The organism is Pseudalkalibacillus decolorationis (assembly GCF_024609785.1).
Classification (GTDB): Bacteria; Bacillota; Bacilli; order Bacillales; family Fictibacillaceae; genus Pseudalkalibacillus; species Pseudalkalibacillus decolorationis.
In genome coordinates, this window is record NZ_JANHJQ010000008.1 from 100338 (window position 1) to 117390 (window position 17053).

Annotated in this window: 17 protein-coding genes; 6 read left to right on the forward strand and 11 right to left on the reverse strand. The window is 38.8% G+C overall.

All coding sequences use genetic code 11. From position 1 onward, the window contains the following. Window positions 1–28 precede the first annotated feature (28 nt). Together NON16_RS09510 and NON16_RS09515 are read right to left on the reverse strand one after the other, a co-directional pair. On the reverse strand, window positions 29–844 hold the full coding sequence (locus NON16_RS09510; RefSeq protein ID WP_257348695.1) for a peptidoglycan-binding protein: 816 nt from the start codon (window positions 842–844) through the stop codon (window positions 29–31). A gap of 182 nt (window positions 845–1026) precedes the next feature. After that, entirely contained in the window at window positions 1027–1542 is a 516-nt protein-coding gene (locus NON16_RS09515; RefSeq protein WP_257348696.1) for a helix-turn-helix domain-containing protein, read from the reverse strand. Between the two features lie 173 nt (window positions 1543–1715). On the opposite strand from NON16_RS09515, the gene NON16_RS09520 reads away from it, so the two are divergent. Next, entirely contained in the window at window positions 1716–3020 is a 1305-nt protein-coding gene (locus NON16_RS09520; RefSeq protein WP_257348697.1) for an MFS transporter, read from the forward strand. Window positions 3021–3134: 114 nt separating this feature from the next. Beyond that, the gene (locus NON16_RS09525; protein WP_257348698.1) at window positions 3135–4118 is read left to right on the forward strand and encodes an ornithine cyclodeaminase family protein; all 984 of its coding nucleotides are present in this window, start codon (window positions 3135–3137) and stop codon (window positions 4116–4118) included. Between the two features lie 263 nt (window positions 4119–4381). On the opposite strand, the gene NON16_RS09530 is transcribed toward NON16_RS09525, so the two are convergent. From NON16_RS09530 to NON16_RS09540, 3 genes are all read right to left on the reverse strand, one after another. Further along, complete coding sequence (locus NON16_RS09530) at window positions 4382–5263, reverse strand: GNAT family N-acetyltransferase (RefSeq protein ID WP_257348699.1); 882 nt, start codon at window positions 5261–5263, stop codon at window positions 4382–4384. Between the two features lie 71 nt (window positions 5264–5334). Continuing rightward, window positions 5335–5847 carry a GNAT family N-acetyltransferase gene (locus NON16_RS09535; RefSeq protein WP_257348846.1) on the reverse strand — a complete coding sequence of 171 codons (513 nt, stop codon included), beginning with the start codon at window positions 5845–5847 and terminating at the stop codon, window positions 5335–5337. A 211-nt stretch (window positions 5848–6058) separates the two neighbouring features. Further along, window positions 6059–7633: a hypothetical protein gene (locus NON16_RS09540; RefSeq protein ID WP_257348700.1), complete on the reverse strand. Its 1575-nt coding sequence runs from the start codon at window positions 7631–7633 to the stop codon at window positions 6059–6061. A 293-nt stretch (window positions 7634–7926) separates the two neighbouring features. Between NON16_RS09540 and NON16_RS09545 the strand changes: the two genes are divergently transcribed. The 3 genes from NON16_RS09545 (at window position 7927) to spoVB (ending at window position 11427) form a co-directional block, all read left to right on the forward strand. Further along, the gene (locus NON16_RS09545) at window positions 7927–8892 is read left to right on the forward strand and encodes a helix-turn-helix transcriptional regulator (protein WP_257348701.1); all 966 of its coding nucleotides are present in this window, start codon (window positions 7927–7929) and stop codon (window positions 8890–8892) included. Between the two features lie 83 nt (window positions 8893–8975). After that, a complete protein-coding gene (locus NON16_RS09550) occupies window positions 8976–9437 on the forward strand; it encodes an SRPBCC domain-containing protein (protein ID WP_257348702.1) in 462 nt (153 codons plus the stop codon). 454 nt (window positions 9438–9891) lie between these two features. Next, the gene (spoVB, locus tag NON16_RS09555) at window positions 9892–11427 is read left to right on the forward strand and encodes a stage V sporulation protein B (RefSeq protein ID WP_257348703.1); all 1536 of its coding nucleotides are present in this window, start codon (window positions 9892–9894) and stop codon (window positions 11425–11427) included. A gap of 9 nt (window positions 11428–11436) precedes the next feature. On the opposite strand, the gene NON16_RS09560 is transcribed toward spoVB, so the two are convergent. Together NON16_RS09560 and NON16_RS09565 are read right to left on the reverse strand one after the other, a co-directional pair. Then, window positions 11437–12255 (reverse strand): SPL family radical SAM protein, encoded by an 819-nt coding sequence (locus NON16_RS09560; protein WP_257348704.1) that lies wholly within the window; start codon window positions 12253–12255, stop codon window positions 11437–11439. 189 nt (window positions 12256–12444) lie between these two features. Next, window positions 12445–13392 (reverse strand): alpha/beta hydrolase, encoded by a 948-nt coding sequence (locus NON16_RS09565; protein WP_257348705.1) that lies wholly within the window; start codon window positions 13390–13392, stop codon window positions 12445–12447. Window positions 13393–13722: 330 nt separating this feature from the next. Here NON16_RS09565 and NON16_RS09570 point away from each other — a divergent pair, with 330 nt between their 5' ends. Further along, window positions 13723–13950 carry a heavy-metal-associated domain-containing protein gene (locus NON16_RS09570; protein ID WP_257348706.1) on the forward strand — a complete coding sequence of 76 codons (228 nt, stop codon included), beginning with the start codon at window positions 13723–13725 and terminating at the stop codon, window positions 13948–13950. 26 nt (window positions 13951–13976) lie between these two features. Here the strand turns inward: NON16_RS09570 and NON16_RS09575 are convergent, their stop codons facing one another. Genes NON16_RS09575 through NON16_RS09590 form a run of 4 tightly spaced genes read right to left on the reverse strand, consistent with a single transcriptional unit; the run spans window position 13977 to window position 16758 of the window. Further along, entirely contained in the window at window positions 13977–15107 is a 1131-nt protein-coding gene (locus NON16_RS09575) for an NAD(P)/FAD-dependent oxidoreductase (protein ID WP_257348707.1), read from the reverse strand. 45 nt (window positions 15108–15152) lie between these two features. Next, complete coding sequence (locus NON16_RS09580) at window positions 15153–15659, reverse strand: DinB family protein (protein ID WP_257348708.1); 507 nt, start codon at window positions 15657–15659, stop codon at window positions 15153–15155. A gap of 20 nt (window positions 15660–15679) precedes the next feature. Continuing rightward, the gene (locus tag NON16_RS09585; RefSeq protein WP_257348709.1) at window positions 15680–16216 is read right to left on the reverse strand and encodes a GNAT family N-acetyltransferase; all 537 of its coding nucleotides are present in this window, start codon (window positions 16214–16216) and stop codon (window positions 15680–15682) included. Further along, complete coding sequence (locus NON16_RS09590; protein ID WP_257348710.1) at window positions 16216–16758, reverse strand: histidine phosphatase family protein; 543 nt, start codon at window positions 16756–16758, stop codon at window positions 16216–16218. The genes NON16_RS09585 and NON16_RS09590 overlap by 1 nt, the downstream gene beginning before the upstream one ends. Window positions 16759–17053: the final 295 nt, after the last annotated feature.

The following is a 17053-nucleotide window of genomic DNA, read 5'->3' on the forward strand; positions in this document are numbered from 1 at the left end:
GGCAGTGATGTTTTTAACTAGTGTTTATCTATTCAATCACTTTAATATGTACATCTCTTCGACCCCACTGCATCGCATCGCCACGGTCACTTACAAACACATCAATTTTATTACCATTAATGGCACCGCCGATATCCGCTGCAATCGCTACCCCGTAGCCTTCAACTTGAACAAGTGATCCAAGTGGAATCACACTCGGGTCAACAGCAATTACCTTTGCATCTGGGTATTTATTTAAGTTTATACCCATTTTGGTTATACCTGAGCAACCTGAACAATCCGCGGTATAGGCTGTACTTTCAACCGTCAATTCTTTACCTACTGCAACTGAACGTGGAGCTGCTTTTCGGTTTAAAGCTGCTCGAGTATTCGGTCCAGCAATTCCATCAACTGTAAGTCCAGCTTGTTGTTGAAAACTTCGGATAGCACTTGCGGTTCCAGATCCATAAATTCCATCAACACTTGAACGAGTATGGCCTGTTTTCTTTAATTGGCTCTGGATTTCGGCAACAGGATTTCCAATGTTTCCTTGTCTTAAGACCTTAATCGCATGATTCGTTTGTGGCCCAGCAATACCATCCACTTGTAGATTCCTAGATTCCTGAAAGTCTTTGACAGCCTGGTTTGTAATACTACCAAAGTATCCAGTCGAAGTGTGATAAGGAAACACTCCTTTTGTCATTAGGTAATCTTGTAATTCAGCGACATCTTCCCCAGATGACCCTTCTTTTAAGGTGCGATCTCCTAATGCTGCTTCCGCCCAAGAAGGGGTTGCTATTAATACAATTCCAACAACAAATACCATGAATGCAGCTTTCATCTTCATTTTCAAATTCATATTCATTTCACTTCCTCCAATCCTTTGTACTTGAAAGGATTCGTTAGAAAGTGACACTATTCGTCGATTAAAGGCGAATTCACTACAATATACCCTCGTAAATACATTATTTTGTAATAATGTATTCTAAATGTTCTATATAGAATTTTTGTATTTATTTCTCCCAAAAAACCATTTCATCTCCTAAGTTAGTTTTTTGACGACACTACTAAAAATCGAATGACGTTTTCTGTATAGTTGAACCAATAATGCATTTTACGTCCATCGAATAAAATAGATTCTTTTTCACGTAATTGTGACCGTACACCATCAATTTCAACAGTTAACAAGCCCTCCACTACAAATAAAAACTCGTATCCACGATGTGAAAACGCATTCGATTCATTTTTACCAGGATGGAGCGTCACCATAATAGGAGAAAATCCTGCATCATGAACACCGTAAGATAAGTCTTTATAATGAAAGAGCTCTCTGTGAACAGCCAAATCGTCTTGTGTATCATCCTGTACAAAGAACACACTAGGATTCACACCTAACGCATCAGCAATTTTTTTCAACGATTCCAAGGTGACACTCGATTTTCCACGCTCAACTTGTGATAAAAAACTGATAGATACCCCCGTTTGTTCTGCTAAACCTTTTAACGTTAAGTTCCGCTCTTTGCGAAGTCTTTTTAATGTAACACCTACTAATCCGTGTGCCATAAGAATTCCTCTTTTCACTGTGACATTATCTATATATCATCATACATCACTCAAAACGCGAACATCAATCAAAGAAAATTGAGACAATATATTGACAGAAAATTTATAACTGTCTAAAATAAAGCAAGAAAGTAATTAAAGTGTCACTTCAATTACATAAGGGGGGATTTAAGATGAATAAAAAACAAACGCGTCGCATCTTAATTGCTAGTTTAGTAGGGAGCTCAATTGAGTGGTTTGACTACTTCTTATATGGAACAGTCGCTGCACTCGTTTTTAACCAATTATTTTTTGTCAATGAGGATCCGACAGTCGGACTTTTATTAGCATATGCATCATTTGCTTTAGCCTTTTTCATTCGTCCATTTGGCGGGATAATTTTCAGTCACATTGGTGACCGTATTGGACGTAAAAAAACACTTGTCTTAACGTTAAGCTTAATGGGGGTTGCTACTTTTGGAATGGGCTTATTGCCAACATATCAAGCAATCGGTGTATGGGCACCAATCCTACTGATCACACTTCGTTTAGTCCAAGGTTTAGGGATTGGCGGCGAGTGGGGAGGCGCATTACTACTAGCTGTAGAGTATGCACCACCTGAAAAACGTGGATTGTTTGGGAGTATTCCGCAAATGGGCGTAACAATTGGAATGTTAATGGGTACAATCGCTTTATGGTTAATGACATTGTTACCAAATGATTCATTTATGACATGGGGCTGGCGTTTACCATTTATCTTTAGTGCGCTATTGGTTATTTTTGGATTATGGATTCGTAAAGGTATTGACGAAACGCCTGAATTCAAAAAAGTACAAGAATCTGGCGATATTCCGAAGCTACCAATTGTCGACACACTAAAATACCACTGGCGTGAAGTGTTAATTGCCATTGGGGCAAAAGTTGTTGAAACTGCACCCTTCTACATTTTTAGTACATTCGTGGTATCGTACGCGACAACAAATTTAGGATTCTCGCGAACATCTACGTTAACGGCCGTCATGGTTGCAACAGTTGTAACGACAATTTTAATTCCTGTGATGGGGAACTTATCGGATAAAGTAGGACGTAAAAAGTTATACATTGCTGGTACAATTGGAATGGCACTGTTTGCATTCCCATATTTCTGGATGATACAACATGGTTCAGTAGCGTTGCTAATTATTGTGACAGTGATTGGATTAGGAATCATTTGGTCACCCATTACCGCAGTTCTTGGAACAATGTTCGCTGAAATCTTTGATGCAAAAGTTCGCTATACTGGTATTTCATTAGGGTATCAAATTGGTGCCGCGGTAGCGGGTGGTACAGCACCACTTGTTGCAACGGCATTACTAGCCCGTTTTGATAATTCGTATATACCAGTGGCGCTATACATCATCTTTACTGCACTCATTTCTCTTGTAGCAATTTGGGCAGTGAAAGACCGTAATAATCAACAATTAGACCGAAACGTTATCGCAAAAGAGAACCGCGCGTAAGCGGCTCTTTTTGTTTAAAGATTGGAAAATGCTCCTTCAGTCTAGCTCCAAACGGCCGCACCTAAGCTTATGCACTCATAGGTGCTTTGCACTTTTCTTATAGGAGGAATGACCATGCTTGTTGTAAATGAAAAGCAAATTCAACAAATTTATAAAATTCACAATGCCATTCAAGACATCACAGAGATGTTAAAAAGTAAAGAAGCGGGGAAAATTGACAATCCACATCGTACCGTTCTCGAATTCCCAGAGCATGAAGCTTCCGCATTATACATGCCGAGTGCTGATTTAATTGGCAAGGTATCTGTGGTAAAAATCGTGACAATCTTTCCAAATAACCCTGTCCAAGGAAAACAGACCACACAAGGTGTGATGTTACTTTCGGATGCAACAAATGGAGAACATATCGCGATGATGAACGCATCATATTTAACGCGATTACGGACAGGGGCACTAAGTGGCATTGCGACTGATTTATTAGCAAAGAAAAACAGTCGCGTACTCACGGTAATTGGCACAGGCGCAATGGCTTTTGAACAAGTGCTCGGTGTGCTCGCAGTTCGAAACATCGAGAAAATCATTCTCGTAAACCGGACGCCAGAAAAAGCACAAGCATTTGGAGAGAAATTACTTTTATTTGGCGTAGATGTATCGTTTGAGGTAGAAATAGATGTTGCGAAAGCAGTAAAACAAGCGAATATTATTTGTTGTGCTACACGTTCAAAAGAACCAGTTTTCAATGGCAGTGACGTGCGACCAGGCACTCATATTAATGGAGTAGGTTCTTACTTGCCACATATGCAAGAAGTAGACGAGACCACTATTAAAAGAGCTGACAAAATTGTCGTCGACGATTTGGCGGGTTCTAAAGAAGAAGCAGGTGAGTTAATGCATGCGGCCGAAAGTGGCAGGTGGTCGTTTGATGATGTCCATGCACAACTCGGAGAGCTCATTATGGGGAATAAAGAAGGACGACAATCAGATGAAGAAATCACTTTCTTCAAGTCCGTTGGGGCAGCCTATTTTGATCTCGCAGTAGCGAAAGGTGTTTATACGAAGGTGAAAAACGCGGGTGTAGGAGTAGAAGTGGAAGTGTAAAACGAATTCCTCTTTTTCGAAGACGTCACTTCTCTGCTTGGGAAGATTCAGCTTTATTGTTGCTTTTAACGTAAGTTGGCCAAATCATCCAGCGTATTAACTGCTAAAGAGATTGACGATGTGGTTTGGCATTTAATGATACAAAAAAAGCTACTTTCTATGTTCAAATATCCAGGAAGAGAATGTTTTTTTTTCATTCTCTATTTCTTCCCAATACTCTTTTTGTCTAGTTAGAGGTCATCTATTAACCTACTCTGTGTTAACTAACCAAAAACTTGCGCTGCAATTCCGTAATAGGTTTGATTTCTTTCAGGCATTTTATCAGCATTCAATATCATAATTGGGGGTTGATTTACTTTTTCAAAACCGCAACCTTGTATGAATTTTAAAAACAAATCGTGGCCTGAGGGAACATCAATTCTAAGTTTTCCGTTATGATTGCGGCTTAATTCATACAATAAAATCGATGCAGCATCATTGCTTGGTGCAACGATCGGTCCCAAAATTAAATTTACTGGACCTAAAATCGATAGACCGTAGCCTATTACTTTTCCCCTCCTATCCTTTAAGACTATACAATCCTTTGCCTGATCTATTCTATTCAGAAGAAATTGTTTTCTAATATCTCCATAAGCTTGTTTATCTAAATGTGAAATTTCATCCAAATCCCCAGTTCTTAACGGTTCTATTTTAAAATCTGCAGTAGCTGCCAAAGGTTTAGAAGTGCGATGTTTTTCGCATAGAAATTTATGGATACAATCAACCTCACTAAATCCCATGCTTTCATATAAAGGGATTCCTTCATTTGTGGCAATTAGCATTATTGCCATTTCGTCAGGTACAGCATCAATACATGTTTGCGTAACATCTCTTCCTAGACCTTTTCCTCTGTATGCAGGATCAACAATAACCATCCCAATCGAAGCTAAGAATGTATCATAGGGAATAATTGCACCAGAAGAAACGATTTTTCCATCGTTATTCTTGTGGCCAAAGATTTTCCCAGATGATAAGACTGTATGAATTTCACGTTCATCATAATCCCATCCGACCAATTGGGATAATGCTATTAATCCAGGAATATCATTCTCATCAAAAGTAGTTAAGGTTGTATCTTTAGTTTCTTTGCACCGTTTATTATCCATGTCATAAACTCTCCATAGTACTTAAATTCTTGTTCAATTTTTGCTAGTTTAAATATAATGGCAAAATACTATTAAACTTTCCTCCGATAACGGTTGGAAATGAATTGTTCATCATGATTGTTCGCAAAACTATCTTGTTCGTTATGAAAGACAAATCCTCTTGCTTCATAAAAGGGGATTCCTTTTTGATTTCCTTTAGCTACCGACACCCATTGTTCTGTAGCTCCTTTTTCTTTTTGAACCTTTGTAAAAGCATCTAATAGAAGAGTACCGATTCCTTCATCTCTACGGTTAGGATCTAAATATAGAACATAGATTTCTCCTTTATTTTGATCAAACATACCTCCTCCTATAGCGCCAACCACTTCATTATTTTCCAATGCAACAAACCAGCCGTCCCAGCCATCACCCGGCTCTGTGATTTCCTTACTGATTCGATCAAAATTATAAAACTCATTATTTATTCGATCGATGTACTCTTTAGAATGACTCTCTTTATAAGTAGATCGATATCCATCCGTGCAAACTTTGGAAATACCCTCTACATGCTGAAGATGAGCTCTTTGCACACTGAATCCTCCCACGACTAAAGCCGTGGGGTTCGAATACGTAAGACCTTCTTCTAAACCGGCAGCCACAGTCCACCCCTTACGGATGCTCGGCATTTAGGGACTTAGACACTGAGCCTAACTCTATCCGAACGTTCGCAGTCCAAGCAACCTCTGCTGCCATTCGCGACTGCTTCTTTCTACTCTCACGAGCTCGGTGGGATCACACCGCTTATTTTATCCTTGGCTATTGATTGACCAGAATCCCTGAATTTAAAATCATTTTTTTCTGTGTAAGAATCTTACCAACGGCTTCATCATGGGACTGTTTAAAGAGGGGATACGTTTCTTGGCATTGTTTTTGAATCGGTTTGGTTCCAGCCTTATTGGAATTCATCAAGAGAAAAGCAGAATACAAATCCCGTTGAACGCGGGAACCATCCTCGAAAAGATGCCAACGTTGAGATAATGGCTTTTTTATGTAGGTACGACCCTGATGGCAGTATTGACTGGCTTTGAAGGTTTGGGTTTGGACATGGACGAACATCCCCCCAAGTCGTTTTACTTTTTGCTCTACGATCTGGACCAACATGGCAGGTGCCCGGTGGCCGATACTTTTTCCAAATCGCTTCTTCCGTTTCATCTTGCCGGTCTTCTCTGAAACTTCCGTGTCTTTTTTCCGTTTTTGGAGGGCTTTAAAATGCATCGTCTCGATGTAGAAACAATCACCAAGGTTTACTAAGAGGTTGGACAACTGGTTATGGGATTGTTTTCGAACGACTTTTTGCTTCCGATAATACTCTTTTAACCGTGACCGAAGGGTTTGATAACGTTTGGAGTAGGTCCAGGTTTTCTTCCCTTTCTTGATCCTCCCATTTTCGTGAAAGTTTTCTGGGTTGGAGGACCGTTTGGATCGGTCCATCTTGCGTTGAAGAAGACGAATCTCATGAGAGAGGGGTTGAACCTGATCCGCTAAATTCCATAAGCCGGCCTGGGTGATGGAGGAAACGGCAAGGGTTGAGGTTCCAATATCTAACCCTACTGATCCCTTTCCGAGTGTTTTGGTTTTTGTCGGTGGATACCCACCAATGACGAGATCGGCAAAATAACGGATGTTTCCACGGATTATTCTTTTCACTAGACGTACGTATTTCACACGATACCTTTCGTGAACCGTGATCAATTTGCCTTTTTCCGTTTTCGTGTAGGAGAAGGAGGCTTGGTTTTCAAGTTGAGACAGCATGGTCAAGGCATACTCGTCGTTGGGTTTGATACGTAAAGGCGTTGATTGATCTTTATAGACGAGGTGACGATCGACATATCGCCAGCCTGTCGTATTCGTTTTCCCTTCTAGGCTCACCATCTCGCCCTTTCGAATGAACCGGACTTTGGTTGCTTTCCCGAATAGTTTCTGACGAAAAGCGAGCCACGCACGGGAAGCCATTTTTTGGGCAATCGCCGCATTGACTTGATTCCCAACGTGTTGTCGGATGGGTTTGATCCATTGATGGGCAGCATATTCCGTGAGTTGGTACTTTTCGCGAAGTTGGTTCAACTGAATGGATACGTTTTTTCGTTCTTCTATTAGAGTAGGATTGTCCTCATCCAAGCGAAGTTTGTGATGGATTCCCTTTAATTGACGAATACACCGTTTATATGCTTTCTCTCGTTTGAATTGTTGTTCTCGCTTTAGATACATTCCGAGTACCGTGTTATAGATCACACGGCAAACTTCCAGTTCCTTTTCAATGTTGGAAAATAACCGTGGGTTCCGTTCCAATTCAAGTGTGAAAACAAAGCTCGGAGATTGACCTTTCGCCACCTCTACCCCTCCTCCTAAAACGAACATTTGTTCTATAATAAGAATACTACAAGAAAGAAGAAATGACAAGGTTCTACCGCAATTTATTTTTAGCAGAGATCGAAGAAAGCCCATCGCTAAAGCAATGGGCTTTCTTCGATCCCCTTTCTGTAAAATTTCAGACAGTTCTCCAAATTCTTTATAATTCCAGTATAATGCAAATAAGTACCATAATGAAAAAAATCAAACTTTATTTATCACGGTTGTAAAGGGTTATGTGAAATAGAGATCCAAGGGGAAGGAATACATAAAACATGTCTAAAATGGTGAATATGCTTTCTATTTTGTGGTTGCTGAAAACGAGAAAACGAATGACTGCTAAACAGCTTTCTGAGGAATTAGAAATCAATATCCGTACGGTTTACCGTTATATTGATACTTTATGTGCAAGTGGGGTTCCGGTTATTTCAGATGCAGGTCATAACGGTGGATACAGCCTGCTTCATGAATTTATTAGAACACCATTGTTTTTCGACTTGAATGAACAAAAAGCCCTGATTCATGCAGCCAAATTTGCACAAGAAGCAGGATATCCTTTTAGTGAAGTATTGAATGGAGCAGTTTCTAAACTAAAAATGTACACGAATCCAGAGCAATTGGAACAGATCAATCGGCATACGGCAGGATTTGATGTAATTCACCCACCTGTTAACCCTGCTCTGGAATCTAGTCTTCAAGAAATAGAAGTTTCTGTTGCAGAAGGTTATTCGCTATTAATGAAGTACCATAAGGGGAATGAAAGTGATCCCCATTCACGGCGAATTGATCCTTATGGCCTTGTTTACTGGAAAGGAAAATGGTATGTTGTCGCTTATTGCCATCTACGTCAAGAAATACGTAGTTTTCGGATTGATCGTATTCAAAGCTTATGCCGGACAGAAGATCTATTTGATCGTCCAATGGGTTTTTCAGCGCGTTCTTTCTTTTTAAAAGGACTTTTACCTGATTCAGATCAACTTGGGAACCTCACTTCCATCCATATTCAAGGAAAGACGCATGCGCTTGATGATCTTTGCCAACATTGGCTATTTGGTCATTCTCTAATAGAACGTTCCGACGAACAAGCTCACTTTAAGATGGAGCAAGATTCTATTTATACCTATGTTCCCTACTTCCTACTACCATATGGAAAATCCATTACTATACTAGAACCATCCTTCTTAAAAGAGAAATTGGTAACCATCACCTCTGAATTAGTCACTCATTATAAAAATCCTTAGCTTCACTGACCGTATTTGTCAGTGGAGTTATTTTATGATGGATATGTATCGCTAGAATTAAAATTTTTAGGAGGTTTTCGATCATGATGGATTTGAAGTATGATTTTTATACTGCCGCGACACCAGAGAAAGTTTGGAATGTACTGATCTCACCAGAAGGAACAAAACCAATTTTCTACGGAAGCGTGATCAGGTCTACTTTTAAAGTAGGTGATTCTCTGGAATATGTTGGTCCAGGTACAGATGGTGATGAAACAGTTCACGTTTATGGTAACGTTTTGGAATTTGAACCGAATCAAGTACTCCGTTTTACCCACTATGCAGGTAAATCATATACGCAGGGTGATGATAAAGAGTACGAGTCAAGAATTTCCTACTTCCTTGAGCCTGTTGGTGCATGTACAAAGTTAACCCTTATACATGACGAATGGAAAGAAGACGATCCTCATTATGAGAATAGCAACAGTGCCTGGTGGATGATTCTCAGTAATACAAAGACTTTAATTGAAACAGGGAAAACCCTTGATTTCGGTGCAGGTTCATAAAATAAGCCACTTAGAATGAGGAGTAGTCACATCGGTAACTACTCCTTTTTATGTTTACTGTCACCTGTATTTTTTTTTGTAGGGGTTTAACTAACACTTTTAGAACATTCCATCTGAATAAATGCTGTTTAATTTCTTGATCATCACTTTTAATTCTGCTCAAATGTTTCACCTTCATTTACTAAAGTATCTAGATGACTTGGATCTAAGCCTTTAAAAATCCTGACTAAATAGCTTTTTCAATCTCTATGGATAGTTCGAGTTCATCTATTCCTTCGTTAATTCTTTCATGCCAAAAACAAATTGAGCCTTCGCCGATTTTTGGATGATTTACTAATAAGAGTTCTAAGTGATTTTCAAAAAAAAATAAAAATGAATGCTCAACTTTGATCTTAAACCAACAACCATCCTCATATACATCAATTATGGACAAGGTATGGGGATGTGAATAACAATGACGAAACAAAGTCTTCTTAAAGGGACATTGATTTTAACAATAGCAGCATTCATTACGAAGATGTTAGGATTCGTTAATGGAATTGTACTCGCACATGTAATAGGACCTGAAGGTGTTGGACTTATCATGATGGCCATGCCTGTTGCAGGTCTATTAATTACATTAACGACATTAGGTTTACCGATATCAATATCTAAACTGGTTGCAGAAGCTGAGGCGAGGAATGATCAGCGACGAATTAAAAAGATCTTGATCGTTTCCTTAGCAACGACAGGTATCATCAGTATTGGATTAATTATAGTCGCTTTATTTGGCGCTAGAATAATATCATCCATTTTCCTAACCGACCAAAGGGCTTATTACTCATTGCTCGCCGTTATTCCAATCATACCAATTGTCGCGGTATCGGCAGTCATTAAAGGTTATTTCCGTGGAAAACAAAACATGACACCGATTGCAATGTCTCAGGTTATAGAACAAGTTGTTAGAATCGGATTTATTTTTGTTGTGGTACACTTACTTTTACCATATGGAATTAAGTTCGCAGCAGCAGGGGCAGTCTTAAGCGGCATTATTGGGGAAGGGGTTTCTCTGCTATACTTATTTTCAATGTTTAAATGGACGAAACGGAAAAAATTCAGGTTACGTCAGTCATTTTTCAAACAAGTAAGCAACGGAAAAGAGACTTTGTTCGATTTATTGCAAACAGGACTTCCAACAACAGGTAATGGATTAATTCATTCTACGGTCGGCCTCATACAACCGATATTAATTACTCAAAGTTTGGCAATCGCTGGAATTGGAACTGCTCTCGCCACAAAACAATATGGCATATTGATGGGCTTTGCGATTCCTTTAATGCATCTCCCAGGTTTTGTAACACATTCATTATCCGTCTCTTTGGTTCCTGCGATAAGTGAGGCAAATGAAAGAAAGGATCATAAGTTAATAAACAAAAGAATTCACCAAGCTATCCGAATCGCTCTTATTATAGGAGTACCATGGACGATTGTTTTATATATTTTCTCTGAACAGCTAACAACTCTCATCTATAAATCACCAGATGCAGGTACTTTTATAAAAATTATGGCCCCATTCTTCCTATTACATTATTTCAAAACCCCTTTACAGGCTGTCATTATTGGCCTAGGAAAAGCAAATGTTGTCATGATCAATAATTTGGTAGCTTCCGTACTCACTCTTCCCATGATATTTCTTTTAGCATCCAATCCGAAGTTTGGAATTTATGGAGTAGCTATAGCGATAAGTATGGGTGTAATTCTAGGGACAGCACTTCACTTTTTTACTATCTCAAAATTAATTGGTTTCAACATTAATTCAAAAGACTTTCTTAAAGTTATCTGTTCCGGGCTCATTATGGGCTGCACCGGTTATATTACATATCATTATATTGGAAGTGAATTACCATATGAATTTATACAACTGGGTATCTCTTTATTGATTTCAGCCCTTATTTATCTCGTATTTCTGTTATCTTTTAGGATTATTGACTTTAAAAAATTACAAAGATAGCATAACATACTATGGTAAAAACCCTTCCTGACTCACATAGACCTGATCATTTGTGAATACTTTTCTTAGTCTGTCGTACACAATACGATATGCTGAAGGGTTATACCATTCTTCTAATCCCAAATCTTTATACAGAGATAAAACACCTAAATTTTTAGTACGTTTTCCACCACTACCGTCTCCCATGAAGTAGTCATCCACACAAACTCGGTTGACTAGCTTTACTAATTTTTCTGGAAATTCTTCTGTACTGGGCAAGACTGGAGCAATCGTTGCTTGAGTCGGCACACCTGCTTCTGCTAATAACTGTAATGCCTTTAGTCTAGCAGTGATCGGTGGTGCATCAGGAGAAAAATGCTTCCTTATATCTTCTCGATCTGTTTCAATGGTCATGCTCACCCGAGCTTGATCCTTTAAAAGGAGAAGCAAGTCAATATCTCTACTTACAAGAGGGCTCCTTGTCTGTACGAACAAAAAATCCGGTATATTTTCTACCATTACTTCTAACAAAGATCTTGTTACTTTTTCCTTATATTCAATAGGCTGGTAAGGGTCTGTACTCGATGACATGAAAATGGTCACTTTTCCCTTTTTCTTGGCTTTGGTGAGCTCTTTATCCAGCAACTCTGCAGATCCTTGCTTAATATCAACCCATGTTCCCCATTCTTCTTTACGGAATGTTGCAACAGGCATCTGCCGTACGTAACAGTATGAACAGCCGAATGCACAACCAGTATAAGGATTTAGGGAATGACTATAACCAGAAAGGAAACCTGACCCTTTATTTAGAAGCGTTTTTGGTTGCTTGTAAAAAAGTTCACTCTTCACATCAATTCCCCCAAGATTATTAGATGATTAATCCGTTACATATGTATTTATGATTTCCTAGTATTCATACGCGATTATTTATAGAGAATTCTTTACTGATACTAGCTTTGTAAAATAGGTTCGATAAAAATGGGACAACCATAGTTGGAAGTCCCATTTTTATAAGTAATAAGGATGTTTTAATCCAGTTCACTCATTAATATAATCCACAGCTTCCTTTAAAAGTTGGTCAAAGTTCTCTGGATATTCATGATCAAGATCATCAACTACTTTAAATTCGTGGGGAATGCTCTTTTGATTTAAGAAACTAGCAAATTGATTTGCTCCTTCAAAACAATCTCCATCGTTGTCCCCAATAATGATGTATCCTTTGATATCATTTTCTTTAAGTTGATCGAGCGATTCCTTCCACTCCTCAATTTCAGGCAACCATGGTGCTACAAATACAAATCCTTTTGCAGGAATTTTGCCATTAATGATAATATTAAGCGCCACTCTACAACCAGCGGAGAATCCCCCAATGATAATATTGTCTCGATCGATTTTATAATCATTTACGATGCTTTCAAAATGCTCTTTAAGCTCATTTGATCCTTTCTCGACATCGTTCCAATCGAATCCGTCTGAAAACTGGATTTGAGAAGATTGAGGTAGAGCCACCGTATAACCTTCAGTAACAATCGAATTCCAGTAAGGTTCAGTCATATGAATATTTTCTTGGTCACCATGCAGTGCAAACATTAAAGGCTTCTTGTCGTCATTTCCGCTATTGTCCTGTAAAATCCTTAACTCTGGTTTTGCAGAATCCTTTGCTTCCGCTTCTCTTTCTTTACAAATATGTACCATTTTATGAAATTCCTCATACTTGTGAAGTGATTTTAAGTCTTCATCTGCATTTAAATAATCATATGCATACCAAAATCCATTTTCTATTATAGCTTCCTTCATAAGTTGCAAGGCATCTTTTTCTAGACCAGAGGCAGCAGCTAGAGCGTACCTAAAGTTATAAATTTGTGCTTGATTGCCATCTACCATATCCGCATTTTCATTTATAAATTGATATGCCTGTAAACTGCCATTCTTATCGTAAATGTTTATGGTCTCATTCAATAAATGAGTATATGTCATTTGTTTCATGTTAACCTCCATTGAATATAAGATCTACATCCTACCCTTTTATTTATGTAACACACCCCATCATACCATATCACATCCAATTATCGCCTGAATTTATGGATTAATGAGGTATATCTGACGTAGGTTTGACCACTGATCATGCCTTTAAAAAACAATTATATATACTCACTAATAAACTGTTCTTCCGTTTAATAAATCCCCTTTTGTTAGATACTATAAAGAAAACTTGGCTAGCGCCAAGCCTTAGCGCAGGTGATTGGCGTAGTTGCGCTTATACTATAGAAAGTATTTTTATACTTTCTTAACGTGCAAAAAAGGAGGCAGCCTACTATGAGTGAATTATCATTACACGTAAAAGGAATGAAGTGTGAAGAATGTGTCCAAACCGTTGAAACTGCACTGTCTCAAGTTGCTGGAATTGAAAGGGCTCTTGCGGACTACAAAAGCGGCTTTGTTAAAATTGAATATAACGGCTACAACTTAAATGAAAATGAAATTGTAAATACGATTGTACAAACGGGATATATAGTTTCAACAGAAGGTATAAACTATTCATAATTCAGAAGGTCCTGCTGCATAGGAAGTTATCGTTCAATTCTTTTCTCGATAGCACCAGCCACATTATAGTCTTCAAGGTTGAGTTCCGTTTGTTTTCCGAGTGCAAGCTTTGCAAGCTCAGAGCCTAGGTATGGTCCACTCGTTAAACCTGAAGCACCGAGGCCATTCGCAACCAACACACCCTCAAAGTTAGGTAACTCACCAATCACCGGTAGAAAATCAGGTGTAAATGGACGAAAACCTACCCTCGTTTCAAGCATTGTGCAATTGGCTAATCCAGGTGCAACAGCTAAAGCTTTATCAAAAATTTCATGTAATCCTCCAGCAGTTACCCTATAATCGAGTCCGACACCATTTTCGTGGGTTGCGCCGACAACGATTCGTCCATTTTCTAAAGTGAGAAGATATTGATCATTGGGTGGCATGACAACCGGCCATTTGCTCGTATCAGTGTCTGGAACTTCAAGATGGACGATTTGCGCTTTTTGTGACGTCACCAAAAAGTTGACCCCTAGCGGATGGAATAGTTCTTTTGACCATGCGCCTGCTGTAACCAAAACCTGTTCAGCTAATAATGTCTCACCCTTTACGTTTACACCAATCACCCGTTTCTTTTCATGGACTAGTCTTGCATCTCCTTTCAGAAATGTTGCCCCATTCTTCATTGCTGCACTGACCAAAGCATTCCGAAGGGCTCTTCCATTGACACGGGCTGCTCCCCTTACATGAACTGAGGCATACTCATCTGAAAGAGGTGGAAACAGAGCTTTTGTTTCAGCTGGAGACAACCGAGTAATTTCGCCAATCTCTGGTGCGTCTTCACGGCGTTTCAAAGCTCTTTCCGCCATCTTATCCAGTTTATTTTCATCTGTATGAAGACTAATCGCACCCACACGTCGATAACCCGTCTCTGCTTCGCCATCTGCTTCTAATTCCTTGATTAAAGTTGGATAATATCTCGCGCCGCCTTTTACGAGCTGATACCAGGCCTTATTCCGACGTTGTGAAAGCCACGGACATACAATGCCAGCTGCTGCATCTGTAGCCTGGCCTATATCTTGGCGATCAACCAACGTAACGTGTGCACCCGCTTTTGCAAGGTGATAAGCAGCAGATGCACCAAGAATCCCTGCTCCAACTACAATATATTTTTGCATTACAAACACCTTTTCTGTATTAGTTCATTAGTTCATCTAGTAAAATCAAGGAAGCATCTTTCGCTGTATCCTAATTTGTCCTCGATGATTGATTTCGTCTTCAAATACATGAAACCATATGAAATAGTTGTTGGAAGGATGGTTATCCCATAATCTTTCGGTGTATAACCAATCATCGTTGCGCTTTTGGAACTCTTCCAAGGTCCTACTACGAACTGCATTTAATTTTTCAACATAGAATTCTAAGGGATTCCCTTTTATCTCTTTTCTCCCCAAATCACCAAGTTCGTATGCAGCACCCCATTCGGTCATTTCTTGCTGGTTCGGTCTTCTATCATCAAATATTTCAATCTGAAAGCCAATTTCAACAGCTGCCATATGCAAAAGTAGCGCCCCGATCGAATTGCTTTCTTTACTTGGCAAATAATCTAATTGCTCAGTTTTCATCCCTTTAACCGCATTTAAGGTGGTGTATCTCGCATAATTCATCATCGAAACTAAATGACCAATTTGTGGAGAATAGTTTTCTATTTTTTCTATTTTAAAATTCATATAGATCCCCTATATTTATATTAGTTCATAAAGAACGTTTTTGGATAAATAAGCTCACCTTCAACTCTATCAAGCTCTCCTTTTATTATCTCACATACCATAAATACCTCATCAGCAACATCGAATTGCTTTAACTCCAGCCCATAATCCCTTGCAGGTTTGAACCCGAATCTTGGATAGTAAGTCGGGTGTCCAATTAACAAAATGAGGCCATATCCAAGATCTTTACACCTTTTTAAACCTTCCTCAATCAGCTTTGTTCCAATACCCTGCTTTTGATAACTAGGCTTAACAGCAACAGGTGCAAGAACGATTACCTTATGTTCTTCCTGCTCATTGATGACTTTTGCTTCACTTAACAAAATATGGCCAACAATTTCGTTATTTTCTTCTGCAACGATCGACAGCTCTGGTATAAACTCTTCAGATAATCGAATTCTTTCTACCAACTGGGGTTCATCTTCTCGATTTTCGAAAGCGATAGAATTTAGTTTATAAACGTCTTCATGATCTTTTAGTTTCTCAGTACGTAATATTACATTTGGCTCTGCACTCATCAGTCGTTCCATACCCGTCGTAGGTTTGTAGAATTATCTTCAAACGATAGGTGATACATATCAGGATTGGATAATGCTTCCCACTCTTTAAAACCAATGCTGTTATCAAAGTGCTTTAAAAGGAGGGAGATGAGATTGCCGTGTGAAACGATTACGCTATTTTCATATGTATGATTTAAAATATCATTCACTACCGTTACAGCACGACTGATAGCTGTATTACTAGACTCTCCACCTTTAAAATTCAAGTCCAAATCATCGTATGTTTCACGAAGCATTTCTTTCCAATTAGGAAGGTTCTCTCTTGATAGAACTCGTTCTACTAAACGATCATCCAACTTAATTTCAATTCCAGCCTTATCGGCAAATGGTTGAATCGTTTGAATAGCTCTTTCATATGGACTAGAAACGATAAGGTCAATATTTTTGTCGGATAAAAAAGCCGTTAGTTCGTTCGATTGCTTTACACCCAAGTCCGTTAACTGGGCGTCAGCAGCCTGACCTTCTGCCTGACAATGTCTAATAATATAAATGCTTTTCATGAATGACCACCTAACTATTTTGTATCTACTACTATTATTCTAAAGTTATAGCCTTCAGCCCGTTCGCGTATTTAACTTAAATCTATCATAACCAAACACCTTGAAAAGTAGTTATAATTGAATACTTTCTATTCATCTTTAAAAATCCCTTCCATAATAACCTTGATTGGTGTGGGGAAAGTGAAAACAGACGCAGCTTCTTTTTTCAGAAGTACGTCCGTTTATTGAGATAAATCTATAGAACCCGATTTTACATAGTATCTTTTAGATGTTGTTCAAAAAGTCCGGTAAAAAT